We start from the raw sequence: 25,858 nt of genomic DNA, 5'->3' as shown, positions 1-25,858 counted from the left end.
GAATATAAGTGCTGCGTAAGAGCATCATGGTCGCATGGATATTACCTCGACCCTTTTGATGCGGCCGGATCAGGATGGTCTTCTGGACCTCATCATATCGCCCACGCGTGCGGGTCGCGGCACGCTGGCAGTCGATAAAACCCTCGCAACTTCGGCGCTGATCGCATTTCAAAGTGATCGACGCGCCCAAGAGGATGACGAACTTCCGAACTCTTTGGATGGTTTGCTGAGCCAGGTGGATGCGCTGCGCGCCAGGCGGGGTTGGGTCGGTGATGTCCTGCTGGACGGCACGCGGCTGGGCTCACGGCTTTGGCTTTTGTCGCGCGGCAAATATGATGAGCTCGACCGTCGCCTTGGTGCTGCTTACGCAGAAGAGGCGCTTGACCCGATCTGTGATTGGCACGGCGTCGATAAAAGCGTGTCCGCCTCGCTTGAGAACGGCAACCGCCTAAGTGTCAGAGCGGTGATCGGCCGAGTGACGCTTTCCTACCATTTGGGGGGCGGCGTATGAGCTGGCCGATCCCGTCGCCCTCAACACTTGCACAACGCATTGCCGCCGCCATGTTGACGCAGCAATTCACGGCGTCTGACGGTTCAACCGTGCGGCTCGACCCCAATGCGCCCCAGACGCTGGAGCAGGTTTTGAGCACGGTCTGGGCTCTGGCATTGAGCGAGGTATACGGCCACATCCGAGACTCACTGCTCGAAATGATGGTCACGACCGCCACGGAAAACGGCCTGCTGCCCGAACATGCGGAAATGTGGTCAACGCCGCGCCGCCCTGCCGCTGCCGCAATAGGCAATGTGCTTGTGACAGCGTCAGATACAGTGACACTGCCGATCAACATGGCCTTTGTTTCAGACGGTGCCGTCCAATGGCTTGTAACAAAATCGACCACGCTGGCGCCAGACAGTGCGACCGCCGTGCCGGTCAAGGCTTCCGTGACGGGAACGGCCGGTAATCTCGCAGGCGGCGTCGCTTTGACACTCGTCTCACCCGTTTCGTCGGTGAAGAGCGCCGTCACGGATCATGAGGGCATCGCAGGCGGCGCGGAGGTGGAAGCGGTTGAGGCGTGGCGCGCGCGCATTATCACCGCGATCCGCGCGCCAATCGGCGGCGGGACAGCATCCGATTACACGCGTTGGGCGCAGGATGCCGGAGCGGCCTATGTCAATGTGATTCCCAGATGGATGGGTGATGGCACTGTAGGTGTCATCGTTGCAATGCCAGGTGCGGTAATTCCGTCACCCGCGCAGGTTCAGCAGATACAGGCAGAGATCGATCTGAAACGGCCGATCCGCGGCAATGTGACCGTGGCTGCGGCATCGGTCGCGCCTCAAAACCTCATTATCGCGCTCAATCCAGATACGACGCAGGCGCGGCAGCAGATCACGGCTGAATTGAAAGCCTATTTCCCGTCCAAATCGATCGGGGGGAAAATCCATGCAGCGGAGATCGCTGCTGTGATCAGCACGATCAACGGCACGGCCAATGATCTCATTGAGCCGCGGGCTGACATTCAACTCGCTCCGACCGAGGTTGCCGTGCTCGGCGCGATACAATGGCAGGGCGCGTCATGAGTCGGTCTGCCGAACAGATCCGCGACGAGTGGGTCACCGACCTGCTGCCGACAGGGAAGTGGGCGCGCGGGGAGGGCAGCAACCTCTCACGTTTTCTCCTCGCATTTGCCGTGCCTTTGGCGGGGCTGGAGGAGGATATCGAAGGGCTTCGCGCCGAGATTTCTCCGCGTGATGCGTCAGCGCTCTTATCGGATTACGAGGCCGTTCTCGGGCCGGACCCGTGTGGGCGGGATGTTGGCGATCTTTCAATCGCCCAACGCCGGTCGCTCGCATTTCAGCGCTGGGTCGCGTCCTCCGGCGTGAGCCGTGCTTTTTTCAAGCGCCTCGCGGAGGCGGCCGGTGTGACGATTGAGATCGTTGAGCCGGAACTGCCGGTGCACGGGCCGAGCCGCTGCGGCGTGCAACGATGCGGCACGACTTCACTCCGCTTCACCTGGATCGTCCGATTACCCAATCACAGCACCGGGCTGGAATGCCCGATGCGTCGTCTCGCCCCGGCCGATACGACGCTCGTTTTTGACTATGAGGATGACGCCTGATGGTGGATTACACCCAAGCTTCCGGCCATATCGTGGATGCGGAAGGTCGTCGGCAGTACATTGATCAGGATCCTACGAAAGGCGTGCAGGGCACGGTCCTGGAAGCGGCTGACCATAATGAAATGCGTAACGAACTGGTCTACCTTGTCCGTAAAGCGGGGCTCGATCCGTCTAATGATGTGCTGACGCAGGTCTATGACGCGATCAGAAAAATCGTTGACGCCGCGGCCACGTCCGTAGATGTCGGCTTCACGCCCATCGAGCAAGGCGGCGTGGACGGCCAGACGACTGACAAAATCAACATTGGCAATGGGCCGACCGGTGTTTCACTCTACGTCAACGGCCGGAAAATCGGTGAGATTGCCTACACCAACACCTACCTGCCTCTGACAGGCGGGACGGTCCAATATCTTATCGCCAAGGATGATATCACGGCCGGGGCAAGTTCGACGCCTTATGGCGGTACAGGGCCGGACGCAGCACCGCAGAAAAACGACATTGTTCATTTTCCCGGCCTTAAGGCGCTGGGATACGGGAAAATGGCGCTCTCGCTCGAAATCACCGATGCAGTTCAGGTCGGCGGGGATAAAACAGCGGCGCGGCTGGTTTTCACGGATTATGGCGGTGTCGATCATGTGTGGTATTTCGGCGCGCGCAATCGCGTGCTGGACCCATCGGGATGCTATCTTGACGCGCTTCCGCGCGGTGCGATCATCATCTGGTACGGTGAGAAAAATGCTGTCCCGCTTGGATGGGTGATTTGTGACGGCACGAACGGCACGCCGGACCTGCGGGACCAGGTCGTGGTGGGTGCAGGCAATAATCCGATCGGCAAGCGCGCGGGGGATTGGACGACATCCGCCTCGACGGATGTCCAAGGCAATCACGTGCATGGTGGAAACACGCTTGGGCATCAATTGACGATTGAAGAAATGCCGAGTCACAGCCACGAATTTCGTTATCACAACGTCGATTATGAGGGCCATAAAGGCCAGGCGATGAGCCCCATCGCGCAGGATAACGATAAATTCCCGATGAGGACTGAGGCGGTCGGCAATAATCTCCCGCATACCCATGGTCTCAGTTTCGATGGAAAGCATTCCCATTCGGTGCAGGTGAGCACGCAGCAGCCCAGCGTTTATCTTCACTATATTATGAAAACGGGGCAGTGAGATGGCAGACTTCGTCCTCAAGCGCGGCGCGTCTTTCGCGCTCACCTGCCGAAATCTAAACGCGGATGGATCGCCGCGAGACTGTCACGGCGTAAAAATCGCGGCGCAATTGAAGGATACGAGAGGCGCGCTCATTGCCGATCTCGACGTTGGTAAAATTGAAAATGACCCGGCAGGCTTTACCCTGAGTTTCCCGGGCTCGACGGCCTCCTGGCCGGTCGGGCTCATGCAGGTCGATGTCAGATTCACCGAGGCAGATGGCCTCGTCTCCTACTCGGAGACGTTACGCATCGCCTGCGTCGAGCGCGTGACGGATTAATGACGGTGGCAGTGGACCCTGCCCGTTCAAACGGGCGACGCAACATCCTGATCAGCGCCACCGCACCAGGCGCGGAGGGTCAGCCGGGACCGCAGGGGGTCGGGCTCGAAAAGATATCCATCACGAAGGATGGAGCCACGCTCGAATTAACGCTCTCTGACCGATCTATCCAATCCGTGCCGCTCGCACCCTTATTGGCTCTCGTGCTTGCGCACGCCAAAGGCGTTGTCGCGACTGAAACGGCAGATTTGCAGGAGCAGATTGGACAAAAACTCGGCGTCGATCAGATTTATGAGGACGCTTCCGGCCGGTTGAGGCCCGTTAAATCGCGAGGCGTCCTGCCCGAGGATTTCACACGAAATGGTCCGGTATTTATCGCGGGCGACGCTTATGTGTCGCGCGCCAAACCCATGCCTGCCGGGCTCTATCTCATCAGCTCAAGCCCCGTCGTGATGACGGATGGCTCGGTCCATTACCCTTACACCATCAGTAATTCCGGCCTGCTCGTGGCCGAGGGAGGCAACCTATGACTGACATTCCGTATCCGGCAGCGCCTAAGGGCCTCGTCCTGGATGACTGCACTGTTTCTGGCGATGGTGGTCGGACTCGGCCGACCCTGGCAGATTTTGTTGCAGACACGTCAGGCTTCGGTGGGAGTGTCGCGTCTGCCGTGCAAGCCGCTGCCGAAGCCATTCAGAAAGCGCAGGAAGCCTTTAATGGAGCATTGGATGCGGCGAAAGCGGCCGAGGCTGCGCAGAGTGCAGCCAGTGGTGCTGTCGCTAAAACGGATGTTGCGCTGCCGGATTTTGACCAGGTCGCGGGGATGAGGAAAGGTGTCCTTGCAGCGGCTTCCGCCTCTTACTCCGGTGCCCTGCTCGGTCAGGGCGCGCAGGTGAGTTGGAATGACCCACCCGGAAGTGCCGGGACGAGCTTCACCAACATCTCGCCGCCCGGCACGATCGGTGGGCATAAATTTTTCAATGTTTATTCCGGGACGACGGCACTTGATAGCAACCGATGGGGCTTTAGGCTCTATACGGATTGGGGATTTTCTAATCTCGGTTTGCCGGGTAGCACGGCTTGTCAATGGATCGGGCGGCCGGATAGTGGCAACTGGCAATTCCTCAATTTCTTCTGCGCCGCGAAGTCCTACATCATCAATGAGAACGATGCTACAAACGTCAATTCAGCGGACGCATCCATCATCGCGCGCGGGGGCACCGGCAATGGCTACGATGCGGAGATAAGCATCCGAGCGGCATATCTCGATTCTGAGCAGGATGGCGTCACAAATCTGGGCGGCGCAGGAAATCGGTTCAACAATCTATTCCTCGCAGGCACCGTCAACCAGGTCTCGGACGCCAACGAGAAGGACGTTTTACAGGCGCTGCTGGAGCCGGAATACGCGGATCGCGCGAAGCTCCTCGCATTTTATGACGCCCTCAGTCCCGTTTTATATCGATATAAGACGGCCGTGTCGGATAAGGCCGGAGATGCCCGGACGCATGTCGGCGTTATCGCGCAGGCTGTGGAAGCCGCATTGAAGGATTCAGGGCTCGACCCAGCAGACTGGTCGCTATGGTCTCAAGAGCCGCTGATGAAGAAAGATCAGATCGCCGTTGAGACCAATGAGGAAAAGAAGATTGTCGATCCGAAAACCGGTCTTGAGACGACGCTCAAAATTCCAAAAATCGACTATCGTTATGAGACAAAGCCGCTTCTGGATGAGAATGGTCAGCCACGTGTCCGCCAATCTCTTAATTATATCGAGCTGCTGATGCTGATGAGCACATGTCAGATGATGAAGCAGCGGGATTTCGAAACCCGTCTCGCAGCGCTGGAGGCGGCGCAACATGGCAGCTAAATGGGAGCATGGCGTCCCCGTTAAGACGCATCTGGCTGTTTCCGGTGTCTATTCTCTGCAACAGCCAATCTTCGGCGATATCATTTATCGCCTTTTGCTGGCTGACGATGCGATGATCGAAGTCGAAGTCGGCAAGGCGGCCGAGCGTCAATCCATGACGGTCGTCATCCAGCAGCCCCTGGACGGAGGATGCGAAGTGGCGTGGCCGTCCGGCGTGAAGTGGCAGGAGGGCCGCGCCCCTTTTGTCGATAGCCGCCCCGCAGCCATCACAGTCGCCACGTTCACGCGGATTGACGATTCTGACTTACTCTTCGGGAGGGTTGGATTTTGAGCAACGATGTCAAAATCCCGACGACGGGTTTTATCAATAATGGCGGCGTCCTGACGCTTGGCCCGAAAGCGGTCGAAGAATTCAAGACGGTCACAATTGATCGGCCGTCGCGCGTCATGCGCATCCTCATTGACGGGGAGCTGTCAAATCCGAGTGCATCAAACGTGTCGATCTCGGTCTCATTTTATGACGGAACAATGCCGCTTTTCAGCGCGGTGGGCGTACGCAACGTGCAGGGTCAATCAAGTCAGGGGGCACTGAAAAAGAATTATAATCTCAAGCTGCGGCGTCCCTCTGACGGCAAGAAGCTCTACGTGAAAATGGGGGATTGGTCGCCGACCTCGACGATCACGCTGAAGGGTTACGGCACGGATCGGACCCTTATTCGGGAGACAACGGCGACCGCACTGTGGCGGCAAATTCATGCCCACCCTGATGGGCTTCTGGCCCCAACGTCAGCCTACCGATATTGGGATAGACGTAACTGTGGGATGCATCTTCGTGCAGCCTTCAGCACGGACGGGCTGCCCTGCGAGTTGTGGTGGAACGGTGCATTTCAGGAACTCGTCGTGTGGCGCTCCCGCACGACCAATGACGACTACCTGATGGATGACAGCAACCGTGATCACATTCTGATCCAGGCGCAGCATACGTGGAACGTCTGGGATCGTGACTTCGACAGCCGTGACTGGACCGTCCAGTCCCCTGCGATTGACGGATACGAAGATCAGGAAGACATCTCGCAGAAAGCTGCTGACGTCCAGGCGGCGTGCGAGAGACTGTTTAAGTGGTTTCAAGCCTGTCGCGCCGATGAGACCCAATTGCGGAAGGGCATGCATCAATATCTGCACCTGCGGTCGTGGCTTGATTACCTGATCATGATCAACGTCACAGGTTCGTACGACTCGATGCAGAATAATTTATTCCTCGGCACGTGGGACGCTGAGCGGTGGAGTGTATGGCCGTTTGACCACGACCGGACGTTTGGCGTCACGGCCTGGCAGGATCGGGCCGCCGCCGCGCCGGATAAAATTGGCTGGATTACCCTGCGCGGCGGCACGGCGGACCAGGATCCGGGTATCTTCGACATCATTCAGCGGAACCTGCGGCCGGAGCTCCGGGCACGCTGGGCCGAGCTGAGGCAGGCAGGCGTGATTTCAGCCGAAAACCTCACCAGGATTATCCGGCGACAGATCGCGCTCATTGATGGCGCTTCCATGACAGACGACCTCGAAAACTGGAGTCGGGGCGGCGAGAATACAGTGCGGCCGGACCTGGCTTATGATGGGCGTTGGTCGATCTCTTACATTCAGGAATGGTTTCGCGGCCGGGTGGCGTGGATGGATCAGCAGTGGGGCTTCGATGCTGCTTTCTAACCTCGGTGCGCTCTGGCAATCTTACGGGTCGTTTGTGGGCGACCTGGTCGCGGGTGTAGCGGGCTGGTATGGGAAAGCCGCCGCCGCACGTGTGTCTGCCCGGCGCGACAGGCTTGAGGCAGGGGCACAGGCGCTTCGGCTCAATGAGGACCTCATGAGGCGGAATAAGGTCGTGGCTGATGAAAATGAGCAGCTTCGGCGACGGCAATGGCGGCTGATGGATTGCGTTCAAGACCTCTATGCCGAGGCGATTGCCGCGCGGCTCGTCGTGTTTGATAGAGATGCGACGGCGAGGAAGCGCCCAACACGGTTTCAACCTCTGCCGCCTTACCCGTTTCCGCTAGAGGTGGGGGAGGGGAAGGGGGCATTGAGTCGTTGAAAGCCAAAGATCGGGCGGTGATGATTTAGACGAAACTAAAAGTATCGAAAGCATGGACTCTCGTGTGGGAAGGCCTCACTGATCACGGAGATCAAGGGTCTGGCTGTTTTTGTTCTCAGAAAAAATCTCATCATCTCCAAGCTGATGGTCATGCCTCTTGAACGCCGTGGAGGAAGTCAAGATGCCTGATATTAGTCCCATCACATCTCTCGCGTTCTCCATTCGCTCCAAACCCGGAGCCTACGCTATGCTCCTTGGATCAGGAATTTCGAGTGCTGCCGGTATTCCAACCGGTTGGGGCGTCGTCATCGAACTCATCAAGCATTTAGCGGCTGCGGAAGGGCAAGACTGCGGTAATGAACCTGATGAGTGGTATAAATCAGCGTTCGGGAGTCCGCCGAGTTACTCCAAGCTTCTGGAAAAGCTCTTCAAAACAGAAATTGATCGTCAGCAATTTTTGAGAAGGCTTTTTGAGGCATCGCCAGAGGAGCGAAAACAAGGTAAAAAATTGCCGACTGACGCCCATCATGTCATCGCTAAACTTATGGAAAAAGGCCTCGTCAAGGTTGTCGTCACGACGAACTTTGATCGCCTCCTAGAGCAAGCCTTGGCGGCGAGAGGAGTGCCTCATGTCGTAATCGATAGTCCGAGTAAAGCGAAGGGAATGATGCCACTTCGTTTCGAAAGGAGCTGCATCATCAAAGTCCACGGTGATTATCTTGATCCGCGGATTCTCAATACCGAAGAAGAGTTGGGTTCTTATGATCCCGCGATGTTGGAACTGATCAAACAAGTTTTTGAGGATTACGGCGTGGTCGTGTGCGGTTGGTCGGCGACTTACGACACTGCTTTGCGAGAAGCCATATTTGCCACAGTGAATCGTCGCTTCTCCTGGTATTGGACGACGCTCGGACCTTTGAGTGAGGTTGCGCAATCCGTTATCGATGACAGAAGAGGTACGCTGATTACCATCGAGTCGGCGAATGAATTTTTCGCTGACCTCATGAGCCGTATCCATGGACTGGAGGAATTCGATCGACCGCATCCGCTTGACGTCACCGCCGCAGTAGGGGCCGCGAAACGGTATGTTGGTGACAATTCTAAACGGGTCCAATTATACGATCTTTATCATGACGCTCTGACCGATGCTTTGACGAAATGGTTCAACTGTCCTCCTCAAGAACCCGTAATACTTTCCCCGCAAACGATGTGCGATCGCATAAAAGCTTATGATGCTAGTGCTGAGACAATCGTTTCTCTGACTGCGACTGTGGGGCGATGGACTTCAGGAGAATTCGATTCCTTCCTGTTAGATGCGGTGAGCGAGTCCGTCCGGAACGAACCTTACCATTTCGACTCGCCTTATTCATCTTGGGCACGTGTATGCGAGTATCCGGCGCGACTTCTCTTTTATACCACCGGGATGGTAAGCCTTCTCAGCAACCGTCCTTCTCTCTTCGCCAAGCTAATGTTGACGCCCACGCCTTCAAAGCTTAAGTCGGATAGCGTTGCTGCTGAGCGTTTCGCATTGGTTTTGCAAACAGAACCGAAGATGTTTTCTCCCCTTTCCGAGAAAATAGGCCGAGCAGTCCCAATGAGCAATTGGTTGTATTCTCGGCTGAGAGAACCGTTTCGCTCTCTCGTCCGATTGGACGAACACTACGAACTCCTTTTCGACACATTTGAATTTTATCACGCAATCCTTCGTCGAGCTTTGAATCCATATAGCTCTTCGATAAGGCCACTCGGTAAGTGGTGCGTCGCTCAACAAGATCGCGAAGCTATGATCCATAGCTTAGGAGACGAGCCACCCAGATATGGCGGCAGAGCTTTCGTGCAAGAATGTATGAAAAATATGGGCACGACGCGGGATTTGGAGTTACTTCTTCATCAGGTTCAGAAGATTTGTAATGAAACGACATTCTAAATTTGGTCCTACTTTCAACGTCTTTTTCTTGTTTTGCTCCCTTCGGTTCAACCCGTCATCAACGATGACAGTTGGGTGATCGTTAGAGACGCGTGAACTAATCTTTTGGGAGCTACTTCGCCTCGAGACAAAACGGCTGATCGATCAGAAACTGGTCGAATGATATGTTTGACTTGAGGTTGATGACGCTTTTTTGCCAAAAACTTATGTGATGGTTTCGACGAACACGCTTTTTCAAGGGTGAAAAACGTCTTGCCGCGCATGAAAAAAGTGGTCGCCCGCTACAGCCCGAGATCCGAACGCACTGGGCCGAGCTACGGCAGGCAGGCGTTATTTCAGCCAAAAACCTCACCAGGATTATCCGGCGACAGATCGCGCTTGCGGGGCGATCCCGGGAGTTGCGCCTCTTATTACATGTCAAAGGCCGTAACCTGGCGGCCAATCGAGGCATTAATGACCTATTGGACCTCGGACAAGGTCGTATCCGCGACCACAATATCCTGTGTGAAAGCTATACTGAAGCTTCAATATAACGCTAAAACCATATTACGGATTTTTCATTTGCAGCAACACAAGTAAGAGTATAGAGTAAATAACTTCGGCACATCATTTGAAAAAAGTGCCGTTTTGCACATAAGGATATAACGCGTCTTAATTAAGTTATTCAAATAATAGATGCCGACTTTCGAGTTAAGAAAAAAGTAATAAATCAATTAGACTCTGAAAGAATTTTTTAAAATGAACGATATTACACAAATTAATCCTGATAAGCTTTTTGTTTATAAAACAGAAAGTGAGATTTTAGAATGCCTAAAGAAATATGATGGTTCGGGCGCCGTTCCTCGGTTGCCACTTTCGATTCTAGACAAGTATAAAATCACTCTGAAACAGGCAGCGCACCAATCTTATAAAATTCTGCAGAGAAATAGATATAATAAGATTGAATTGAAAAAAACGCATCGGGACAATCTTTCCGAAAGTTCTTGCGCAGAAGCCATCGTCATCGTCGCCGTCGATTGTATCGCTCTGGTTTTCGACGTTATGGGATTTCTTGATCATGATGTTGTCGATGAGGTCGCGCACAAAATAGTGGATCGACTGAGTGAAGATCAGATCCGCGGATTATACGAATATGTCGGCGCGATTTATGATGCTGATGGCGCTTTACAATCAGCTGAAGCCATCGTCGAATTAGTTCTGGTGCTGTTGAACCTCGTAGGTGGTCTGTCCTCTGTCATCTCAATCATCGAAGATTGCATGACTTTCTGGGATTGGGTTGAGTATGGCGTGATCGTCACATTGCAGCTTGCCGCTCTTATTTCTACCGGTGGAGCTTCCGAAATCGCGGAGGTTGCTCTTTTGGCAGCATCCTTGGTGGTTATCGCTGAAGACGCAGCAGATGCGATCGAGGCATGTCGGGCCGCAAAGGAATGCGCAAACAAATGAAATCGGTAAGTAGAGAGGTCAGCGCGACGTAAGGCTCTGACAATGTGGCCGTTTACGACGTGATGCGGGACGTGGAGGAAGAGCGCCGCGATTGTTATCGGAAGGCCGTAGAGCGTTGATGAAGTCGCGCTCTATCGCCGCCGGCGTGAGAAATCCGTGCAGGTCGAGGCTGCACAGCGTAAACGGTCGCCGTCATCTCGGATAAGCTGACGACAAAATTCAATGGCATTGGAAGGCTCTGCCTAATGGCGCGATGGCGCCGGGTCTTATTCCAGTTCGATAGGAGATGCAGGGTGTGCGATCTGTCGCGGACGCCGCGCATAAATTGCCCTTTCCCATATTAATGGCGCGCTCATTTCTGCCTGGTTGGTCACGCGCGCCGATGCGCGTTTGAAGATATGTTTGGAATGTGCCAATGTTTGACGCGTGCTTCGGCTGCGGGATGGCCGCGCAGCTCATCGAATGAGATGACGCGCGGCGCAGGAAGGAAGAGGGAGGGGTCATTATGGGGCGCGTGTATGCGAGTATCCGGCGCGACTTCTCTTTTATACCACCGGGATGGTAAGCCTTCTCACCAACCGTCCTTCTCTCTTCGCCAAGCTAATGTTGACGCCCACGCCTTTGAAGCTTAAGTCGGATAGCGTTGCTGCTGAGCGTTTCGCATTGGTTTTGCAAACAGAACCGAAGATGTTTTCTCCCCTTTCCGAGAAAATAGGCCGAGCAGTCCCAATGAGCAATTGGTTGTATTCTCGGCTGAGAGAACCGTTTCGCTCTCTCGTCCGATTGGACGAACACTACGAACTCCTTTTCGACACATTTGAATTTTATCACGCAATCCTTCGTCGAGCTTTGAATCCATATAGCTCTTCGATAAGGCCACTCGGTAAGTGGTGCGTCGCTCAACAAGATCGCGAAGCTATGATCCATAGCTTAGGAGACGAGCCACCCAGATATGGCGGCAGAGCTTTCGTGCAGGAGTGCATGAAAAATATGGGCAAGACGTGGAACTTGGAGTTTCTTCTCGAACGGATTCAGAACATTTGTGCTCAAATAAATTTCTGAATTTGATCCTACTTTCAACGTCTTTTCTTTTTTTGCTCCCTTCGGTTCAGCCCGTCATCAACGATGACAGTTGGGTGCTCGTTAGAGACGCGTGAACTAACCTTTTGGGAGCTACTTCGCCTCGAGACAAAACGGCTGATCGATCAGAAACTGGTCGAATGATATGTTTGACTTGAGGTTGATGACGCTTTTTTGCCAAAAACTTATGTGATGGTTTCGACGAACACGCTTTTTCAAGGGTGAAAAACGTCTTGCCGCGCATGAAAAAAGTGGTCGCCCGCTACACTGAAGATGATCCCGGGTGATCATCCCGCAAACCGGATTAGAAAAGACAATGCGACCAGCCCGCCAAATATGAAGGCGGAGATAAAGGCTATGCGACTGCGAAGAAAAGCGTCCATGGTAACCCTCCTGAACTCATCGGGCTTGCGCCCGACGCCCTCATTTTAAAGAATTATAAATCGTTGTGATGACGTCACCATCTAAGGCGATGATCGTAACTGGAACCTCAATCGCTTCCGTTCGGGCTTGCGCCTGCTTAAGAGCCGTGTCCTAACACTGATAATCAATCAAAGGAAAGGGGTGCTTGTCACAGCGGCTCTGTTCGCAAAATTCTGGATGATCTGCCCGCGAGGATAACGGATGACAAGCTCAGCTCCGAAGCGCGGCAGATCAACGTGCCTTACCCCTCAACGCGCAACACCGTGCGCGTGCGAGCACGATGGCTAACAGTCAATCACAATTCAGAATGAAACACGCACCCGAAGCAATTCAACAAGGTTGAAGGGGTGGCGGTGGGGAGAGGCCAGTTATTGCCGGGTTGTTCTGTGTCGACGTTTGTCATGCTTGCGCCTAACGTTCGGATAGGGCCACTTGTGATCGGATATTGGCCCGCCGACGGGTAGGGGTCATCATTTGAATGCGTGTCACCAGGCACGTAGCGATCATTATCCATCGTGGTTTCATGGATGACGCCGTCGACCCGTGTGTAAATCGTTACAGACTGAATTTGCTCGGGCGGAATGTGGTGGGGCACAAACCATTCCTGTTCCCGCGCCATGGTGGCTCTCATCTGGTCGGAAACACGCCGCGGCGGCGTCGCGTGCTCGTAAATATTATAGATCGACGTCGATGCTGAGTAAAAATTCGCGTCAGGCCGGATATTATAAATGTAACTTGTCGCGCCAGATGCGACATTCAGCAGATCAATGGCAAATCTATGGGCAATATCGGGGTTGGAGGTCGTGGGGATGAAGGCTGAATCGCGACTGCCCCGCCCGCCACTCAACCCCAATACATGTGCATTGACATTGATATTATCGCCCCAGGAGGTGAAGCCTGAAGCGAATACGTCAGAAGGCGGTCTCGACTCAGCGCGAAACACTTTTTTGACCGGCAACGCGTTCGCGCAGGAGAAGCTGAAAAAGACCAGTGCGGCGATGATGAGCCGGTTGATGAATAATGTGCGGCTCATGCGTGTTCTCTCGACGGGGTCGACTCGGATAACCTGATGCCGACAAGCTCATCAATACTCGGGTCGAGCGTGCTTGTGGCGACGCAGATATCGGTTTTGACACCTGTCAGATATGCCATTTTCGCGACGTCATAAGTCCAGGGATCATCATTTTTGACGGTATAATGCCAGTAATTCGTGCCGAGATCGCCGCCGCCTATTTTAAATGTCGCTCCCCAACTCGGGCCGAGTTTTGCGCCAATGACGTCGGTGACGTTTGTGCCCTTATATAAAGTGGTTTGCCCGTGATCATGTTTTCCAGATAACGCAGCGCATAATTGTTCAAGATCATCGCCGGCATGAGCGGAAGAAGAGATCGCGCACACGCACATCGTGACCGCCATTATGATTTTCATGAATTTATGCCTTGTTATTATTGTTCTGTAATCTTATAATTCGCTAACTATACCGTAAATATCAGTAAATAGCAAGTTTATGAGGGGAGTTATGTTATAAAAAAACGGTCACGTAACCCTTAATGCGTCAGGCTTTTCCGACTTGTGCCGCTTATGCGGGGGAGGGGGCAGGTTTCAAGTGGCTCAGCGCAATGGGGGCTCATGCCTAGCAAAAAGGAAAAAAGCACGGACGAGATGCGCATTCCTGAAGGTGCGAAAATTTTGTCCATCTATAAGTCACCCCTCTTTAAAAGCGGCTCCGAAACGTTTTGCCTCAGGGCCGCAAGCGATATGACTGTTACGCGGAGTTCAGATTTTGCTCACAAAAACGGAAATCGCCATAGAGACTGCATCTCAAACCGAGATTGAGGGTGACATCCTCCCGTCAAAAACTTGGCATACTGAGGTGACTTCGGCCCTTGACCGCCAAACGTACCTGGCCGGCACCATGATTCGCACCCTTTCAGGTGAGAAACGCATTGAGGATATCCTGATTGGGGACAGGATCGCAGCGCTCGTCGAAGGAAGAATGACCGGTTGCGACGTCATAAATACAGGTCATTACACGGTGACCGCCAGTCCCGGGGTAGATGACGATTTTTCACGTTTCCCGATCCGGATCCTGCGCGGTGCTATTGCTGATAACGTCCCTTGCTGTGACCTACTTGTCGGGGCGGCGCATTTTATAGCTTTCGGCGACTATCTTGTACCGACTCACAGGCTTGAGAATGGCGCGACCATTTATTACGATCACGGCATTTCCCTGAGCACGCATCATCATTTTGCAACGGTTGAAAATGCCGTTATCTGGGCTAATAATTTGCCATGCCGATCGGCCATTTCGTCAGACAAGGCAATATTTAGCGTTTCCGAAGTCTCGGATGGGAGCGCACCGCCGTACGGGTTGCAGCATACAGCGACGACGCCGTTGCAAATCGCGTCCTCGGATTTTATTGAGCCAATTGCGCGCGGCATTCTGGCGCGCGCGGCGCATATGGGCTTCCGGCAGGAGGGTGAGCTCGACATGAAGCCATCACAGGAAGTCAGTTGCCAGGTGGTGGACGCACGCGGGAGGGCCGTCGCGCCGATCCGGCATCATGGCAGAACCTTACTGTTTAACGTCGAAACGCTCCAAGGACTTATATCCATCCGGAGTCCTGCCGCGAGGCCATGTGATGTTGTTGGCCCCTTCATTGATGACCGGCGAAATCTGGGCCTATTGATCGGCGAGATCACGGTCATCTTCCCGGATCACGTGGAGACGGTGACCCGACATCTTTCGGAGCCGAATCTTTTTGGCTGGCATGGCGTTGAGGCGGGCCAGGCAATGCGATGGACAGCAGGGCAGGCCGTGCTACCGATGGCGGAGTTATTGGACGGTCAGGCACGCATCCTGGCGATTGAGATCAAAGCGTTTGGTCCCTATGTCGTGGAGGATGATATTGAGTCGACCCTGGCGCAGCTGATGCTTCGGATTGATCAGTCAAAATAGTGGACGCACTGATATCACCGCTCGCTGGGGCCATCAGGTGAACGGCGCCGATAAGATCGATGACAGGTGCACGGCATGATCTCCATCCTCGCGACAAAAAAGGCGCCTGGTGGGGCGCCTTGATGATGTCGTGCTTGCAGCGCGTTTCAGGCATTCCCTTCCGTCTGCGGAAATTGCTGCGCGCGTTTGCTCTGCCAGAGTCCAACGAAATCGATGGGATGCAAAACAACCGGTGCAAAGCCGCCATCCCGCGTGACGTCAGTGATAATACTGCGTACGAAGGGGAAGAGAAGGCGTGGCACTTCGATCAGAAGAATAGGTTCAATCGCCTCTTCCGGCACGTCGGCGATGGTCACGACGGATGCGTAGGTCAGTTCAAGGATGAAAATCGGTTTACCTGCCATGCCGCTTTCTTTTTCCGGGGCTTCCTGCGCCTCGGCCTTAACGGTAATCGCGACTTCATAGACGGGTTGTTTCTCATCGAGTTTATGCGCCTGCACATCGATATTGACGCCGATTTGCGGTGCCGCCTTAATCGAGGCGAAGGTCGCCGCACCGCCCGGAATCTCGAAGGATAGATCTTTAATGAATTGAACATTGACAGAGAGCGAAGAGGCCGATGGCGCTGCGCCTGAATTCTCGTTCTGTTCGTTGCTTGCTTTAGTCATTCTCAATTCCCGGGCTTTGGTCTGATCACTGTCGTCGTCATGACGGTGATTGATCGGTTGATCTTAGCACGGGGGAGGGGCCGGGGCCTAGACTCTCCTGCTGGTTTCACGGCGTTTAGCGTCAATTTTATCCGTGCCTGAGCGCTGAATGACGGCACAATAAGACGAGATTTATTGACGGGTCGGCGCCGCCTAAAATATTGCTTAACCTGTCTCATCCCGGCCTCTGCCGCGTTAAGCCTTGGGGATGGGGGTTGAAAACACGTCTCAAAGCGCCATTTTTCCGGGTAACGTCAGGATTGACGCCGTGACGGCCGGGGGGAGGATGATCTCATTTCGGCAGGGAGGGGGAGATTGCGTATTTAAAGGTTGTTCCTGTCCGGTAAGCGATCTAATTTTACGTTTCCACTTTTGTGAAAGAGATTAACCGCCTATGTCAGGCTTGCCTATCCCGCTCGATATCGTTTTCTTTGTGCTGGTTGCCCTGGTTCTGGGTTGGCGGCTTTTTGTCGTACTCGGTCGGCGCGTCAGGGTGGAAGCCGTCGTGACATTCCAGAAGAAACCCCTGCCGTCGAGCAAGCTGGCGTCCGGCCTTGATATGGGTGAGGTCAAGGCGGCGACACGCTGCGACATCCCGCAGCCTAATACGCGCGTCGGCCAGGTTCTGCAGGAAATCGGGCGTCGCATCAGTAAGTTTGAACCGACAAGCTTTGTGGAAGAGGCTCAGCAGACATTTCGGGATGTCGTGACGGCCTTTGCAGCCGGCGATATCGTTCGCTTGAAAGCCTGCCTCACTGAGGATGCTTTCAATACGTTCAACGCTGTCATTGAGGCCCGCCAGAAAGATCAGACAACCCAGAAGGCGGAGATCAAGGCGATTGACGAGGTTGCGCTTGAGGACGCTGCGATATCGGGCGCCGAGGCGCAAGCAGGTCTGGCGTCCATTGATGTCAAATTTGTCTCAAGGCAGATCAGCGCTGTCTATAATGCCGACAAGGATTTCGTCTCCGGGACGGAATCTGTTACGGAATTTTCTGAACTTTGGCGCTTTATCAAGCCGACCGGGCCAGATAACACGCAGGAAAAGTGGCAGGTCGCTGCGATCAGAGCGGCATAAGCTGACTGAAATGCACTTAACGGGCTGCCGGATATCGGCGCTGTGCCAGACTGACAAAAGCATCAAGGCTGATGATCAATGAAAATAAATCGTGCAGGGCGTTTTGTTGTTTTAGTGGTGGCCCTGATCATCAATGGGTGCGCGCCCCAGCTCCCGTCCGGTCAGGGATCCCACCAACCTGTCCCTTACGGTTCCCTGCGCAGCTGGGGGAATGAGTCTTTCAGCCAGATCGCCCCGATCGTCCAGGAAGAATGCCGCCGCATCCTGACTCTGCCTGGCGATGCACGCATCAGCGGTGGAACGCCGCTTCCTTCCGGAAATTTCGCGCGTGAATGGCAGCCTGCCTGTCGCGCCTTCAGCGCGGCGCCTCCGGCGGATGACCGGTCGATGCAGTCTTTCTTCGAAAAATGGTTTACGCCTTATTACGTGAATGGTGATGACCTCATTGAAGGTTTCAGTGAAATCATCGTCCCGGCATCGCTTCACGAAACATCAAATTATCACATCCCAGTCTATGCCAGACCTCAGGACCTCGTTCGCGCACAACGTGGCGGCGGCAGTTGGGTCACAGGGCGCTGGATCGGGACGCGCTTCGTTCCGTTTTATACAAGGGCGGAAATTGATGCGGGTGCTTTGAAAGGTAAAGGGCTTGAAATCGCCTGGGTGCAAAGCCCGGCCGATCTTTTCATGCTGCAATTCCAGGGGGCGGGGCGGCTTCGCCTCCCGGATGGCCATGTACTCCATATCGCCTATGCAGCACGGAATGGACGCCCTTACACGCCGATCGGCCGCATCCTGCGGGACAGAAATTATATTTTGGATGGGAACATCACAATCGCAGCCATTCGTGACTGGATGAAACATTACCCCCAACAGGCGCGTCAGTTAATGGCGCAAAATCAGGACTATGTGTTTTTCAAGCTTCTGCCGTCGCAATCTCTTTCGTCAGGCTCACCCGGCGCGATGGGGATCGGCCTAACGCCTTACCGCGCCCTGCGTGCCAATGCGAAATCCATTCCGTTCGGCGCACCGGTCTGGGTTGAGACATCCATGAAGCTGCCGAATGGGGGGTCCCAGTCATGGCGCCACCTGGCATTCATGCAGGATGCGAATCTGGCGGCGCCGCTGGGCCATGTCGCACTCTTCACAGGTTGGGGCCCGGATGCGGATCACGTCGCCGCGGACCAGCATGAGACAGGTCGCCTCTTTATTTTGTTGCCGCGTGCGACGCCGGAATGACGGTGCCGAAGCGCCGCGCGCGGCGTGAGAAATTAGGGCGACATGTGCTGATCAACGGGGACGCGATGACCGTCCTCCGGCGCATGAAGGCGGCCTCTATCGATGTGATTGTGACCTCGCCACCTTATAATATCGGTCTGCCCTATAATTCATATAAAGATGCGATGGCGGATGCTGATTATCTCGACTGGATGATGCGGATCTGCCAGCAATTAAAACGTGTCCTGCGTCCTGAGGGGTCGTTCTTCCTCAATATTTCCGGCACGTCGCGTCGACCCTGGCTGCCTTTCGAACTCGCGATGAAATTACAGCCCCTGTTTTCATTACAGAACCACATTATCTGGGTGAAATCTCTCGCAATCGGGGACGTGACTCACGGACATTTCAAGCCGCTTAATTCGACCCGTTTCCTCAATCACAATCATGAGCACGTGTTTCACTTTACGCATGAGGGGGCCGTTGTCATTGATCGCCTCGCCATCGGTGTGCCCTTTAAGGATAAGAGCAATATAGCGCGCCGCAACCACGCGCGGGACATACGCTGCCGCGGCAACACCTGGTATATTCCTTACGAGACCGTGCGCACGAAGCGGCAGAAATTCATGCATCCCGGTACCTTTCCTGTCGGGTTGCCTGGCGACTGCCTGGCTCTGCATGGCGTTGATGAAAAATCGATTGTGCTTGACCCTTTTCTTGGTTCCGGCTCCACGTTGGTCGCCGCGGAAGAAGCCGGTGCAAACGGGATCGGTATCGAGCTGGACCCGACTTATTTCCGCACGGCGCGCGCCCGGCTTCGCGCCGTGATGCCGATCGGTGAGGGGGAAATGCACATTCATGACGGTATCTTCATTGTGTAAAATCACTTTTACCTTCACATCATCTCTTGCTATACAGCCCGCGCCGGACAAAGGGAGTTATGATGTCGGTCAAACAAGGTAAAGCGCGACTTATTCGCCAAGTCGTCATTATTGCGGGAGTCATCGGGCTGGGCGCTTATGGCGTGACCATCGCCTGGCTGACGCATTTTGACCGCTCATCCGCACCACCATTATCCGCCGCAAGCCCCACGCGCAAAGATCCGATTGCTCTTGTAGCATTTAACGCACTGAGGGGCGCGCGATGCGATTATTGTCATACAGAAAACGCGCAACTGCCATTTTACTTCAAAATTCCGGTCGCCAGGCAATTAATGGCGAAGGATCTCCGTCAGGGCCTCCGTCATTTCCGTTATGAGCCGGTCTTGAAGGCGTTCGATGCCGGGTTGCCCCCTTCGGTGGAGCAATTATCACGTATTGAGGAAGTGGTGACGCAGAACCGCATGCCGCCCTCGCTTTTCCTGCTGATGCATTGGCACGCTTACCTTATGCCTTCAGAACGTGCGGCGATCCTGACCTGGATACGTCAGACACGCCGCAATTATTACGCCACGCCGGATGTCGCCCCGCAACATGCGGAGGAGGTCATCCAGCCGATCCCTGAGGAAATACAAGTCAATTGGGATCGCGCGGCGCTCGGCAAAAAGCTGTTTTTTGAACGGCGTCTCTCCGGCGATGGGAAATTGAATTGCGCCAGCTGCCACGGTCTCGATAAAGCGGGTGTTGATAATCTGAAGACAGCGACAGGTATTCATGGGCAGAAAGGCCCGATCAATTCACCAACCGTTTATAATGCGGTTTTCAATATCGCGCAGTTCTGGGATGGGCGCGCGGTGGATCTCGCGGCGCAGGCGGCAGGGCCTGTGACCAATCCGCTTGAGATGGGCGCGCATGATTGGGACACGGTCGTCGCTACTCTTAAAAGCGATCCGGAATATGTCGCGGATTTTCAACGTGTTTACGGATCAGATGCCCTGACGAAGGAAAATATCACCAATGCGATCGCGGAATATGAGCGCACCCTCATTACGCCCGATAGTCCGTTTGACCTCTATCTAAAAGGTGATGATAACGCGATCACGACGCAGGAAAAACATGGTTACGCGTTGTTCAAGCAGGTCGGATGTTCCGGTTGTCACAGTGGTGTTGCCCTTGGTGGGGACGCTTATGAGGTGATGGGGCTGGAGGGGCCTTATTTCTCAGACCGCAACACGCCTTTGACCCAGGCGGATATTGGTCGGCAGTCTTTTACCAAAGCATTAAGTGACTTTCATCGTTTCAAGGTGCCAAATCTTCGGAATGTCGCTTTGACGGCCCCTTATTTTCATGATGGCAGCGCGCCGACGCTGGATGACGCTGTCAAAAAAATGGTGCGATACCAGACGCCTGCTGGCACCTTGTCGCAGGGAGATATTGATGACATTGTCGCTTTCCTGAAAACCCTGACAGGGAAATTTCAAGGTGTGCCGCTGCAGGAAACACCGGAAAACCCGCCCCTCCGCAGTCCCGCGGATTCAGATGTCGATGAACATTGACGCGCACTGAACGTTTCACCATCAGTCTGACAATTTTGGGGCGATTGAGGAAAGGCGAGCTGTTACATGCGGCGACGAGAGCTCGCGCCCGATGAGCGCACATTATGGGACATGTTCACCCGGGACATTGCGCCTCTCAAGTCATTAAGTCGCAGGCCGCGCAAAAAGCCGATCATTCCTGCGTCGCAGCTTGAGGGCGCTTTACACGCTGACATGCGCGCCCCGCGAGAACCGCGTCTGAAGGCTGCGCCCCGTCAGGATATGACGCCCCGCCGCGTGACCGCGCCCTCGCCGAAAATTGAGATCGGCGCGCGTTTGCCGGGGCTGGATAATAGCTCCTGGCGCGCATTGCTTCGGGGGAAAAAGGCGGCGCAACGGAAATTGGATCTGCACGGTTTCCCCGCGCAGAATGCCTACCACGCACTTCATGATTTCCTCATCCAGTCGCATCGGGATGAGATTCGCTATGTCGAGGTCATCACCGGCCTTGGCGGAGGTGGGGAAGGCGGTGTTCTGCGCCGTGAACTGCCGCACTGGCTTGAAGGGCGTCAGCTTCGGCCGTTGATCCTCGGCGTTGTTTACACAAATCGGGCCAATAAAGGGGCTGTTCGCATTTTACTGCGTGCGGCGCGCCGAGGACGCGCAACGCCGTAACCGGGTGTATCCAAATGCTGAAACGCGCCGCTAGAAAGACCGCTTTGTTTCCTGACCAAGTCGCCAGCGCGGAAGATTAATATTCAGCCAGCGTCTGAGCGCCAATAACGCGGATAATTCAGGCGTGAAACGCGCCATGACGCCGGAGGCGGCAACGCCCGTGCTGGGGTGAAGCGCATGCGCAGCAAGCCACGATTTGACCTGTTCATTATCCATAACGGACCCGATCGCATATCGCCAGCGCGCGACGGAAACGGGCGATGTCAACATGGGCAGTGCGATCAGGATCGGCGTCGCGGCCGCTGCGCTTAAAGCGCGCCAGCCCGCATAAAGCGCGGACCCCGGTGCCCGGCTGAAAGCCTGCCGAAACGTCTCTTCAAAACTGGGCACGCCGGCCGCGTCGGCGCCGACGTAAAAGAGGGGGGCCGTTCCTTCAGGGAGTTGATGCAGAATGGAGAGATCATCTTTATGTGTCAGGGTCAGCTGGATCGCGTCAACCTCATTATTGGCAAGCGCGGCGAGCGCCTTTTTCGGGCTGACAATGCCGGAAACGGGCAGGGGGTGCAGACCGAGTACGGAAAGCCCGAGCACAGTGGCGAGTTCAACGCCGATAGGCTGTGCAACAGCCACGCGCGAGGGTTTATCGTGCAAAAACCCCGAGACCCGCGCGCGGAATGAGCGATGAAGCTCCGCCCGCGCAATGGTCATGACCGTTTGCTGCGCCGCCAGAACGCTGATCCAGCGCGAGTAATCGAAATGCACGCGGGCATCATCACATAATGATGCGATTACGGCTGAGCCCTTCGAGACCAGCGCCATTTCACGATTATCTTCCGGCGGGTTTCGGTCAAAAAGATTGGCGGCCGTGACGCCGTCATGCCCAAGGTCGAAGGCGAGATCGAGGTCGCTCTGCATTCCCAGCCCGCTGGAAAGGGACGGGGCGATGAGGCGCGCAAAAGCACCGCTCTCAGACGTTTCATTGCCGCTGACGATCAGTCGGGTTGGGGGAACTGAAGGGTTAGGCGCGCCGGTCAAAGGCGTCTGTCCCATCACGCGTGAAGACGCGAAACAAGCAGACCCTAAAATTGCGGAGAGAAGCCGACGTCGAGAGAGTACGGCGTGATTTCTGGCGCTTTCACTCATATAATTTTATTATACACATCCATGCCGTCCATGTCCTTAAACTTTAACGGTGGCACGGAGTTCCACGGGGAAATTTGACCTGAATCAAGAAGATGAGGCCCTATCCTCAGAAGCGCAACTTCAGGGCCATTTCACCTCCGGCGGCATACTCATCAAAATAGCCTCAGTGTTGCCGCCCGTTTTGAGGCCAAAAATCGTCCCCCGATCATGGATCAGATTGAACTCGACGTAACGCCCCCGACGGATCAGCTGCGCGTCGCGGTCCTGATCCGTCCAGGGCGTCATCATGCGTTTACGAACGATGGAAGGGTAGATCCCGGCGAAGGCCGTGCCGACATCCCGCGTGAAGGCAAAATCATCTTCCGGATTTTCCGTGCGATGATGATCAAAAAAAATCCCCCCGAGCCCGCGCGGTTCATTTCGGTGCGGAAGAAAGAAATACTGGTCACACCACGCCTTGAAGCGCGGATAATAAGTGTCGTCATGCGCGTCACAGGCTCTTCTGAGCGCTTCATGGAAGGTCGCGGCATCCTCCTGTGCGGCTTCGCTTTGCGGAAACATGGGCGTGATGTCGCCGCCTCCGCCAAACCATCCTTTGCTGGTGATAATGAGCCGCGTATTGAAGTGCGCAGCGGGAACATGCGGATTACAGGGATGCGCCACGAGGGAGATGCCTGTCGCAAAAAATCGCGGATCAGAATCCGCGCCGGGAATGGCACGTCGAAATTCCGGTGAGAATTCACCCCAGACGGCGGAAATGTTGACCCCGACTTTTTCAAAAACCCGGCCCCGCATGACGGACACAACGCCGCCGCCATTCAAGGAGGCGCCCTCACTGACATGCCGCTTCCAGGCCTCCCGATGGAATCTGCCCGCTTGGACGCGGTCGCCCAGAACGGGACTTCCCGCGGTGACAGCGTCGGCCTCAATCGCTTCGTAGGACGCACAGATCTGGTCCCGCAACGCTTTAAACCACGTTTGCGCCCGCTCCTTGAAAGAATCATGTACGATATCGGGCCGTAAAACCTCATTGAAAAATTCAGGTCGAGATAGATCTTTATCGGTGCGGCTCATCTCAAAGTCTCCGAGAGCGCAGGGCCAGCGCTCTTGAGGGTAAGGTTTGACCTGTGACATATAGTCGGCGGCACCCTCTTATATCGATGAGGGGCAGATTCAGGCAGGTCGCCGCGCAGAACGGCAACGCGGTTGTCCGGACTTACAACATTTTCTGGAAGGCTGCATTGATCCATGTCTTCATCTCAAATGATTCAACCGGTTATCGGTATCATAGGTGGTTCCGGCCTTTACGATATTGACGGGCTTGAAAACAAAAACTGGTGCGAGGTCGAAACACCTTGGGGCCAACCTTCCGACGCCTTATTATGCGGTGAACTGGGCGGCGTGCGGTGCGTCTTCCTGCCGCGCCATGGGCGTGATCACCGTATACCACCATCAGAATTGAACTTCAGAGCCAATATCGACGCGCTCAAGCGCCTTGGCGTGACCGATGTGCTCTCACTTTCGGCGGTGGGTTCACTGCGGGAGGTTTTGTCTCCAGGCACGTTCGTTATCGTGGATCAGTTCATAGACCGGACACTCGCCCGGAAGAAAAGTTTCTTCAGCACGGGTTGTGTCGCCCATGTCGGGATGGGCCACCCGACGGCGCAGCGCATCAATGATGTGATTGAGACGGAAGCTGCGGCTTTGCAATTACCCATCACCCGCGGCGGCACATATCTTGTCATGGAGGGGCCACAATTCTCCACTCACGCGGAAAGCAGGCTTTATCAGTCCTGGGGCTGTGATGTGATCGGCATGACCAACATGCCGGAGGCCAAGCTTATTCGTGAAGCTGAAATGTGCTATGCCAGCATCGCCATGGTGACGGATTATGATTGCTGGCATGAGGACCATGACTCTGTCACGGTGACAGATGTCGTGAAAGTGATGAAAAACAACGCCGCCGCCGCCCGCACCTTGTTGCAACGGGTCATCCCGAAACTTGGTGAGAAGCGGGGCCTGTGTCCCTCCGGCGCCGAGCGTGCGCTGGATCACGCGATCATCACGCCGCATCAAAAGCGCGACCCGGAACTTGTGCGCAAGCTCGATGCGGTTGCCGGACGGGTTCTACGCGCGGAAACCGCGTCCTGACGTTTTTTGGGCAGTCATCGACACACCCTCCCGTGGCGAATATGAGGGGGGCGGTGCGTCAGATGTTTTGGCTAAGGAAATCAACTGAACGTTGCCATGCCAGGCTGGCCGCGTCCTCATTGTAGCTGCTGCGATCAAAGCAGCCGAAACCGTGACCAGCCTGGTCATAGACGAAAAGCTCAAGATCAGGTTGGTTCTGGCGAATTGTCAGTATATCCGTATGCGGGATATGCGTATCCTGCCCCCCGAAATGGAGCTGCACAGGGCAATGTGGTGCCGCGTGGCTTTCTGCTGCTATGCCGCCGCCATACCATGAGACGGCCGCCTGTAATTTCTGCGTTTGAGTCGCCATGCGCCAGGAGAGGAGGCCGCCCCAGCAAAAGCCGATTGCGCCCACGCGCTTATGCCCGGCCTGCTGGAGATAATCCGCGGCGGCTGAGACATCCAGCAGGGCGTCAGCCTGATCACATGAGGCGTATGTCTCAATGCCTTTTTTATACGCCTCTCCCTCATAGCCGAAGATGAGGTCCCGCTTGACGCGGTCATAGAGCGCGGGGGCGACGGCGTGATAGCCCAGTTCCGCCAGCCGATCGCAGACGGTTCGAATATAAGGGGTGACGCCAAAAGCCTCCTGAATGACGACGATGGCGCGCTCCGCACCCGCATCACCCGCAATATAGGCGCTGAGATGATGGCCGTCCGACGCCGTTAACGTTTCAATTCTGCTCATAAACTGTCTCCCTTGATGTGGCCTTTTTAGACCCTTGTCGCGGGAAGCGTCCAGCGGCAATCCGCTTGTGACCCTTTGTTGATCACGGTGTTTTGACCTCTGACGGGCAAAAAAAACAAGGGCGGGAACATGTCTGGACAGGAGGCCCGAACAGGGGAGAAACGCGGCATTTCAGTGGGTCGTTGCGGCGCCTCTGACATTCAGTTCACGGGTGATTAACCGCCTTCTTACGTGCTCTTGACGGAAAAAAAATTAAACCTTATCTAGTTTGGCACTCCCGATAAGAGAGTGCTAACGCGCTGCGGCTTTGCGGGCGCGCAAACCGGTTGTGCTGCTTATCAATCGAGGGC

The 25,858-nt window shown here is 55.1% G+C and carries 25 protein-coding genes; 19 read left to right on the top strand and 6 right to left on the bottom strand.

Annotation, left to right across the window (positions count from 1 at the left end):
- Window positions 1-34: 34 nt before the first annotated feature.
- From CGLAMM_RS01045 to CGLAMM_RS00990, 12 genes are all read left to right on the top strand, one after another.
- A complete protein-coding gene (locus tag CGLAMM_RS01045; protein ID WP_394820094.1) occupies window positions 35-511 on the top strand; it encodes a phage GP46 family protein in 477 nt (158 codons plus the stop codon).
- Window positions 508-1,581, top strand: a complete 1,074-nt coding sequence (locus CGLAMM_RS01040) for a baseplate J/gp47 family protein (RefSeq protein WP_394820093.1) — start codon at window positions 508-510, stop codon at window positions 1,579-1,581. Before CGLAMM_RS01045 ends, CGLAMM_RS01040 begins: the two co-directional genes overlap by 4 nt.
- Window positions 1,578-2,120 carry a putative phage tail protein gene (locus CGLAMM_RS01035; RefSeq protein WP_394820092.1) on the top strand — a complete coding sequence of 181 codons (543 nt, stop codon included), beginning with the start codon at window positions 1,578-1,580 and terminating at the stop codon, window positions 2,118-2,120. Before CGLAMM_RS01040 ends, CGLAMM_RS01035 begins: the two co-directional genes overlap by 4 nt.
- Window positions 2,120-3,292 (top strand): hypothetical protein, encoded by a 1,173-nt coding sequence (locus tag CGLAMM_RS01030; protein WP_394820091.1) that lies wholly within the window; start codon window positions 2,120-2,122, stop codon window positions 3,290-3,292. Before CGLAMM_RS01035 ends, CGLAMM_RS01030 begins: the two co-directional genes overlap by 1 nt.
- A gap of 1 nt (window position 3,293) precedes the next feature.
- Complete coding sequence (locus CGLAMM_RS01025) at window positions 3,294-3,611, top strand: hypothetical protein (RefSeq protein ID WP_394820090.1); 318 nt, start codon at window positions 3,294-3,296, stop codon at window positions 3,609-3,611.
- Between the two features lie 5 nt (window positions 3,612-3,616).
- Entirely contained in the window at window positions 3,617-4,141 is a 525-nt protein-coding gene (locus CGLAMM_RS01020) for a hypothetical protein (RefSeq protein ID WP_418115255.1), read from the top strand.
- Window positions 4,138-5,475 carry a tail fiber domain-containing protein gene (locus CGLAMM_RS01015; protein ID WP_394820088.1) on the top strand — a complete coding sequence of 446 codons (1,338 nt, stop codon included), beginning with the start codon at window positions 4,138-4,140 and terminating at the stop codon, window positions 5,473-5,475. Before CGLAMM_RS01020 ends, CGLAMM_RS01015 begins: the two co-directional genes overlap by 4 nt.
- Window positions 5,465-5,806 (top strand): hypothetical protein, encoded by a 342-nt coding sequence (locus tag CGLAMM_RS01010; protein ID WP_394820087.1) that lies wholly within the window; start codon window positions 5,465-5,467, stop codon window positions 5,804-5,806. The genes CGLAMM_RS01015 and CGLAMM_RS01010 overlap by 11 nt, the downstream gene beginning before the upstream one ends.
- Entirely contained in the window at window positions 5,803-7,182 is a 1,380-nt protein-coding gene (locus CGLAMM_RS01005; protein WP_394820086.1) for a CotH kinase family protein, read from the top strand. Before CGLAMM_RS01010 ends, CGLAMM_RS01005 begins: the two co-directional genes overlap by 4 nt.
- On the top strand, window positions 7,169-7,561 hold the full coding sequence (locus CGLAMM_RS01000) for a hypothetical protein (RefSeq protein WP_418115254.1): 393 nt from the start codon (window positions 7,169-7,171) through the stop codon (window positions 7,559-7,561). Before CGLAMM_RS01005 ends, CGLAMM_RS01000 begins: the two co-directional genes overlap by 14 nt.
- A 181-nt stretch (window positions 7,562-7,742) precedes the next feature.
- Window positions 7,743-9,488, top strand: a complete 1,746-nt coding sequence (locus tag CGLAMM_RS00995) for an SIR2 family protein (RefSeq protein WP_394820084.1) — start codon at window positions 7,743-7,745, stop codon at window positions 9,486-9,488.
- Window positions 9,489-10,226: 738 nt separating this feature from the next.
- Window positions 10,227-10,934, top strand: coding sequence for a hypothetical protein (locus tag CGLAMM_RS00990; protein WP_394820083.1), 708 nt, complete (start codon window positions 10,227-10,229; stop codon window positions 10,932-10,934).
- Between the two features lie 1,798 nt (window positions 10,935-12,732).
- Here CGLAMM_RS00990 and CGLAMM_RS00985 read toward each other — a convergent pair.
- Both CGLAMM_RS00985 and CGLAMM_RS00980 read right to left on the bottom strand, forming a co-directional pair.
- Window positions 12,733-13,470 carry a hypothetical protein gene (locus CGLAMM_RS00985; protein ID WP_394820082.1) on the bottom strand — a complete coding sequence of 246 codons (738 nt, stop codon included), beginning with the start codon at window positions 13,468-13,470 and terminating at the stop codon, window positions 12,733-12,735.
- Window positions 13,467-13,865, bottom strand: a complete 399-nt coding sequence (locus CGLAMM_RS00980; protein ID WP_418115253.1) for a hypothetical protein — start codon at window positions 13,863-13,865, stop codon at window positions 13,467-13,469. Before CGLAMM_RS00980 ends, CGLAMM_RS00985 begins: the two co-directional genes overlap by 4 nt.
- Before the next feature lie 355 nt (window positions 13,866-14,220).
- On the opposite strand from CGLAMM_RS00980, the gene CGLAMM_RS00975 reads away from it, so the two are divergent.
- Window positions 14,221-15,396, top strand: a complete 1,176-nt coding sequence (locus CGLAMM_RS00975) for a Hint domain-containing protein (protein ID WP_394820080.1) — start codon at window positions 14,221-14,223, stop codon at window positions 15,394-15,396.
- A gap of 146 nt (window positions 15,397-15,542) precedes the next feature.
- Here the strand turns inward: CGLAMM_RS00975 and secB are convergent, their stop codons facing one another.
- A complete protein-coding gene (gene secB / locus CGLAMM_RS00970) occupies window positions 15,543-16,064 on the bottom strand; it encodes a protein-export chaperone SecB (protein ID WP_394820079.1) in 522 nt (173 codons plus the stop codon).
- A 433-nt stretch (window positions 16,065-16,497) separates the two neighbouring features.
- On the opposite strand from secB, the gene CGLAMM_RS00965 reads away from it, so the two are divergent.
- The 5 genes from CGLAMM_RS00965 (at window position 16,498) to CGLAMM_RS00945 (ending at window position 21,484) form a co-directional block, all read left to right on the top strand.
- On the top strand, window positions 16,498-17,181 hold the full coding sequence (locus CGLAMM_RS00965) for a Tim44/TimA family putative adaptor protein (protein ID WP_394820078.1): 684 nt from the start codon (window positions 16,498-16,500) through the stop codon (window positions 17,179-17,181).
- A 78-nt stretch (window positions 17,182-17,259) separates the two neighbouring features.
- Entirely contained in the window at window positions 17,260-18,420 is a 1,161-nt protein-coding gene (gene mltA / locus CGLAMM_RS00960; protein ID WP_394820077.1) for a murein transglycosylase A, read from the top strand.
- Window positions 18,417-19,277 carry a DNA-methyltransferase gene (locus tag CGLAMM_RS00955; protein ID WP_418115252.1) on the top strand — a complete coding sequence of 287 codons (861 nt, stop codon included), beginning with the start codon at window positions 18,417-18,419 and terminating at the stop codon, window positions 19,275-19,277. Before mltA ends, CGLAMM_RS00955 begins: the two co-directional genes overlap by 4 nt.
- Before the next feature lie 62 nt (window positions 19,278-19,339).
- A complete protein-coding gene (locus tag CGLAMM_RS00950) occupies window positions 19,340-20,830 on the top strand; it encodes a cytochrome-c peroxidase (protein ID WP_394820075.1) in 1,491 nt (496 codons plus the stop codon).
- 66 nt (window positions 20,831-20,896) lie between these two features.
- Window positions 20,897-21,484, top strand: coding sequence for a Smr/MutS family protein (locus CGLAMM_RS00945; RefSeq protein WP_394820074.1), 588 nt, complete (start codon window positions 20,897-20,899; stop codon window positions 21,482-21,484).
- 30 nt (window positions 21,485-21,514) lie between these two features.
- On the opposite strand, the gene CGLAMM_RS00940 is transcribed toward CGLAMM_RS00945, so the two are convergent.
- Window positions 21,515-22,534 (bottom strand): hypothetical protein, encoded by a 1,020-nt coding sequence (locus CGLAMM_RS00940; RefSeq protein ID WP_418115251.1) that lies wholly within the window; start codon window positions 22,532-22,534, stop codon window positions 21,515-21,517.
- A gap of 213 nt (window positions 22,535-22,747) precedes the next feature.
- On the bottom strand, window positions 22,748-23,701 hold the full coding sequence (hemF, locus tag CGLAMM_RS00935; protein ID WP_418115250.1) for an oxygen-dependent coproporphyrinogen oxidase: 954 nt from the start codon (window positions 23,699-23,701) through the stop codon (window positions 22,748-22,750).
- A 174-nt stretch (window positions 23,702-23,875) separates the two neighbouring features.
- Here hemF and CGLAMM_RS00930 point away from each other — a divergent pair, with 174 nt between their 5' ends.
- Complete coding sequence (locus CGLAMM_RS00930) at window positions 23,876-24,778, top strand: S-methyl-5'-thioadenosine phosphorylase (RefSeq protein WP_394820071.1); 903 nt, start codon at window positions 23,876-23,878, stop codon at window positions 24,776-24,778.
- Between the two features lie 58 nt (window positions 24,779-24,836).
- On the opposite strand, the gene CGLAMM_RS00925 is transcribed toward CGLAMM_RS00930, so the two are convergent.
- A complete protein-coding gene (locus tag CGLAMM_RS00925; protein ID WP_418115249.1) occupies window positions 24,837-25,508 on the bottom strand; it encodes a dienelactone hydrolase family protein in 672 nt (223 codons plus the stop codon).
- Between the last annotated feature and the right edge of the window lie 350 nt (window positions 25,509-25,858).

The organism is Sorlinia euscelidii, assembly GCF_036452135.1.
Lineage (GTDB): Bacteria > Pseudomonadota > Alphaproteobacteria > Acetobacterales > Acetobacteraceae > Sorlinia > Sorlinia euscelidii.
The sequence above is the reverse complement of the archived record's forward strand: the minus strand, read 5'-3'. Positions and strand labels throughout refer to the sequence as shown.

What these genes read in the sequence shown, in the direction of transcription:
- CGLAMM_RS01045 (WP_394820094.1), top strand. Translation starts at nt 35, where the DNA reads ATGGATATTACCTCGACCCTTTTGATGCGGCCGGATCAGGATGGTCTT.
- CGLAMM_RS00940 (WP_418115251.1), bottom strand. Translation starts at nt 22,534, where the DNA reads ATGGGACAGACGCCTTTGACCGGCGCGCCTAACCCTTCAGTTCCCCCA.
- CGLAMM_RS00945 (WP_394820074.1), top strand. Translation starts at nt 20,897, where the DNA reads ATGCGGCGACGAGAGCTCGCGCCCGATGAGCGCACATTATGGGACATG.
- CGLAMM_RS00980 (WP_418115253.1), bottom strand. Translation starts at nt 13,865, where the DNA reads ATGAAAATCATAATGGCGGTCACGATGTGCGTGTGCGCGATCTCTTCT.
- CGLAMM_RS01040 (WP_394820093.1), top strand. Translation starts at nt 508, where the DNA reads ATGAGCTGGCCGATCCCGTCGCCCTCAACACTTGCACAACGCATTGCC.
- CGLAMM_RS00985 (WP_394820082.1), bottom strand. Translation starts at nt 13,470, where the DNA reads ATGAGCCGCACATTATTCATCAACCGGCTCATCATCGCCGCACTGGTC.
- mltA (WP_394820077.1), top strand. Translation starts at nt 17,260, where the DNA reads ATGAAAATAAATCGTGCAGGGCGTTTTGTTGTTTTAGTGGTGGCCCTG.
- CGLAMM_RS00965 (WP_394820078.1), top strand. Translation starts at nt 16,498, where the DNA reads ATGTCAGGCTTGCCTATCCCGCTCGATATCGTTTTCTTTGTGCTGGTT.
- CGLAMM_RS01000 (WP_418115254.1), top strand. Translation starts at nt 7,169, where the DNA reads ATGCTGCTTTCTAACCTCGGTGCGCTCTGGCAATCTTACGGGTCGTTT.
- CGLAMM_RS00955 (WP_418115252.1), top strand. Translation starts at nt 18,417, where the DNA reads ATGACGGTGCCGAAGCGCCGCGCGCGGCGTGAGAAATTAGGGCGACAT.
- CGLAMM_RS00995 (WP_394820084.1), top strand. Translation starts at nt 7,743, where the DNA reads ATGCCTGATATTAGTCCCATCACATCTCTCGCGTTCTCCATTCGCTCC.
- CGLAMM_RS01015 (WP_394820088.1), top strand. Translation starts at nt 4,138, where the DNA reads ATGACTGACATTCCGTATCCGGCAGCGCCTAAGGGCCTCGTCCTGGAT.
- CGLAMM_RS01010 (WP_394820087.1), top strand. Translation starts at nt 5,465, where the DNA reads ATGGCAGCTAAATGGGAGCATGGCGTCCCCGTTAAGACGCATCTGGCT.
- CGLAMM_RS01035 (WP_394820092.1), top strand. Translation starts at nt 1,578, where the DNA reads ATGAGTCGGTCTGCCGAACAGATCCGCGACGAGTGGGTCACCGACCTG.
- CGLAMM_RS00930 (WP_394820071.1), top strand. Translation starts at nt 23,876, where the DNA reads ATGTCTTCATCTCAAATGATTCAACCGGTTATCGGTATCATAGGTGGT.
- CGLAMM_RS00950 (WP_394820075.1), top strand. Translation starts at nt 19,340, where the DNA reads ATGTCGGTCAAACAAGGTAAAGCGCGACTTATTCGCCAAGTCGTCATT.
- CGLAMM_RS01025 (WP_394820090.1), top strand. Translation starts at nt 3,294, where the DNA reads ATGGCAGACTTCGTCCTCAAGCGCGGCGCGTCTTTCGCGCTCACCTGC.
- CGLAMM_RS00925 (WP_418115249.1), bottom strand. Translation starts at nt 25,508, where the DNA reads ATGAGCAGAATTGAAACGTTAACGGCGTCGGACGGCCATCATCTCAGC.
- hemF (WP_418115250.1), bottom strand. Translation starts at nt 23,701, where the DNA reads ATGAGCCGCACCGATAAAGATCTATCTCGACCTGAATTTTTCAATGAG.
- secB (WP_394820079.1), bottom strand. Translation starts at nt 16,064, where the DNA reads ATGACTAAAGCAAGCAACGAACAGAACGAGAATTCAGGCGCAGCGCCA.
- CGLAMM_RS00990 (WP_394820083.1), top strand. Translation starts at nt 10,227, where the DNA reads ATGAACGATATTACACAAATTAATCCTGATAAGCTTTTTGTTTATAAA.
- CGLAMM_RS01030 (WP_394820091.1), top strand. Translation starts at nt 2,120, where the DNA reads ATGGTGGATTACACCCAAGCTTCCGGCCATATCGTGGATGCGGAAGGT.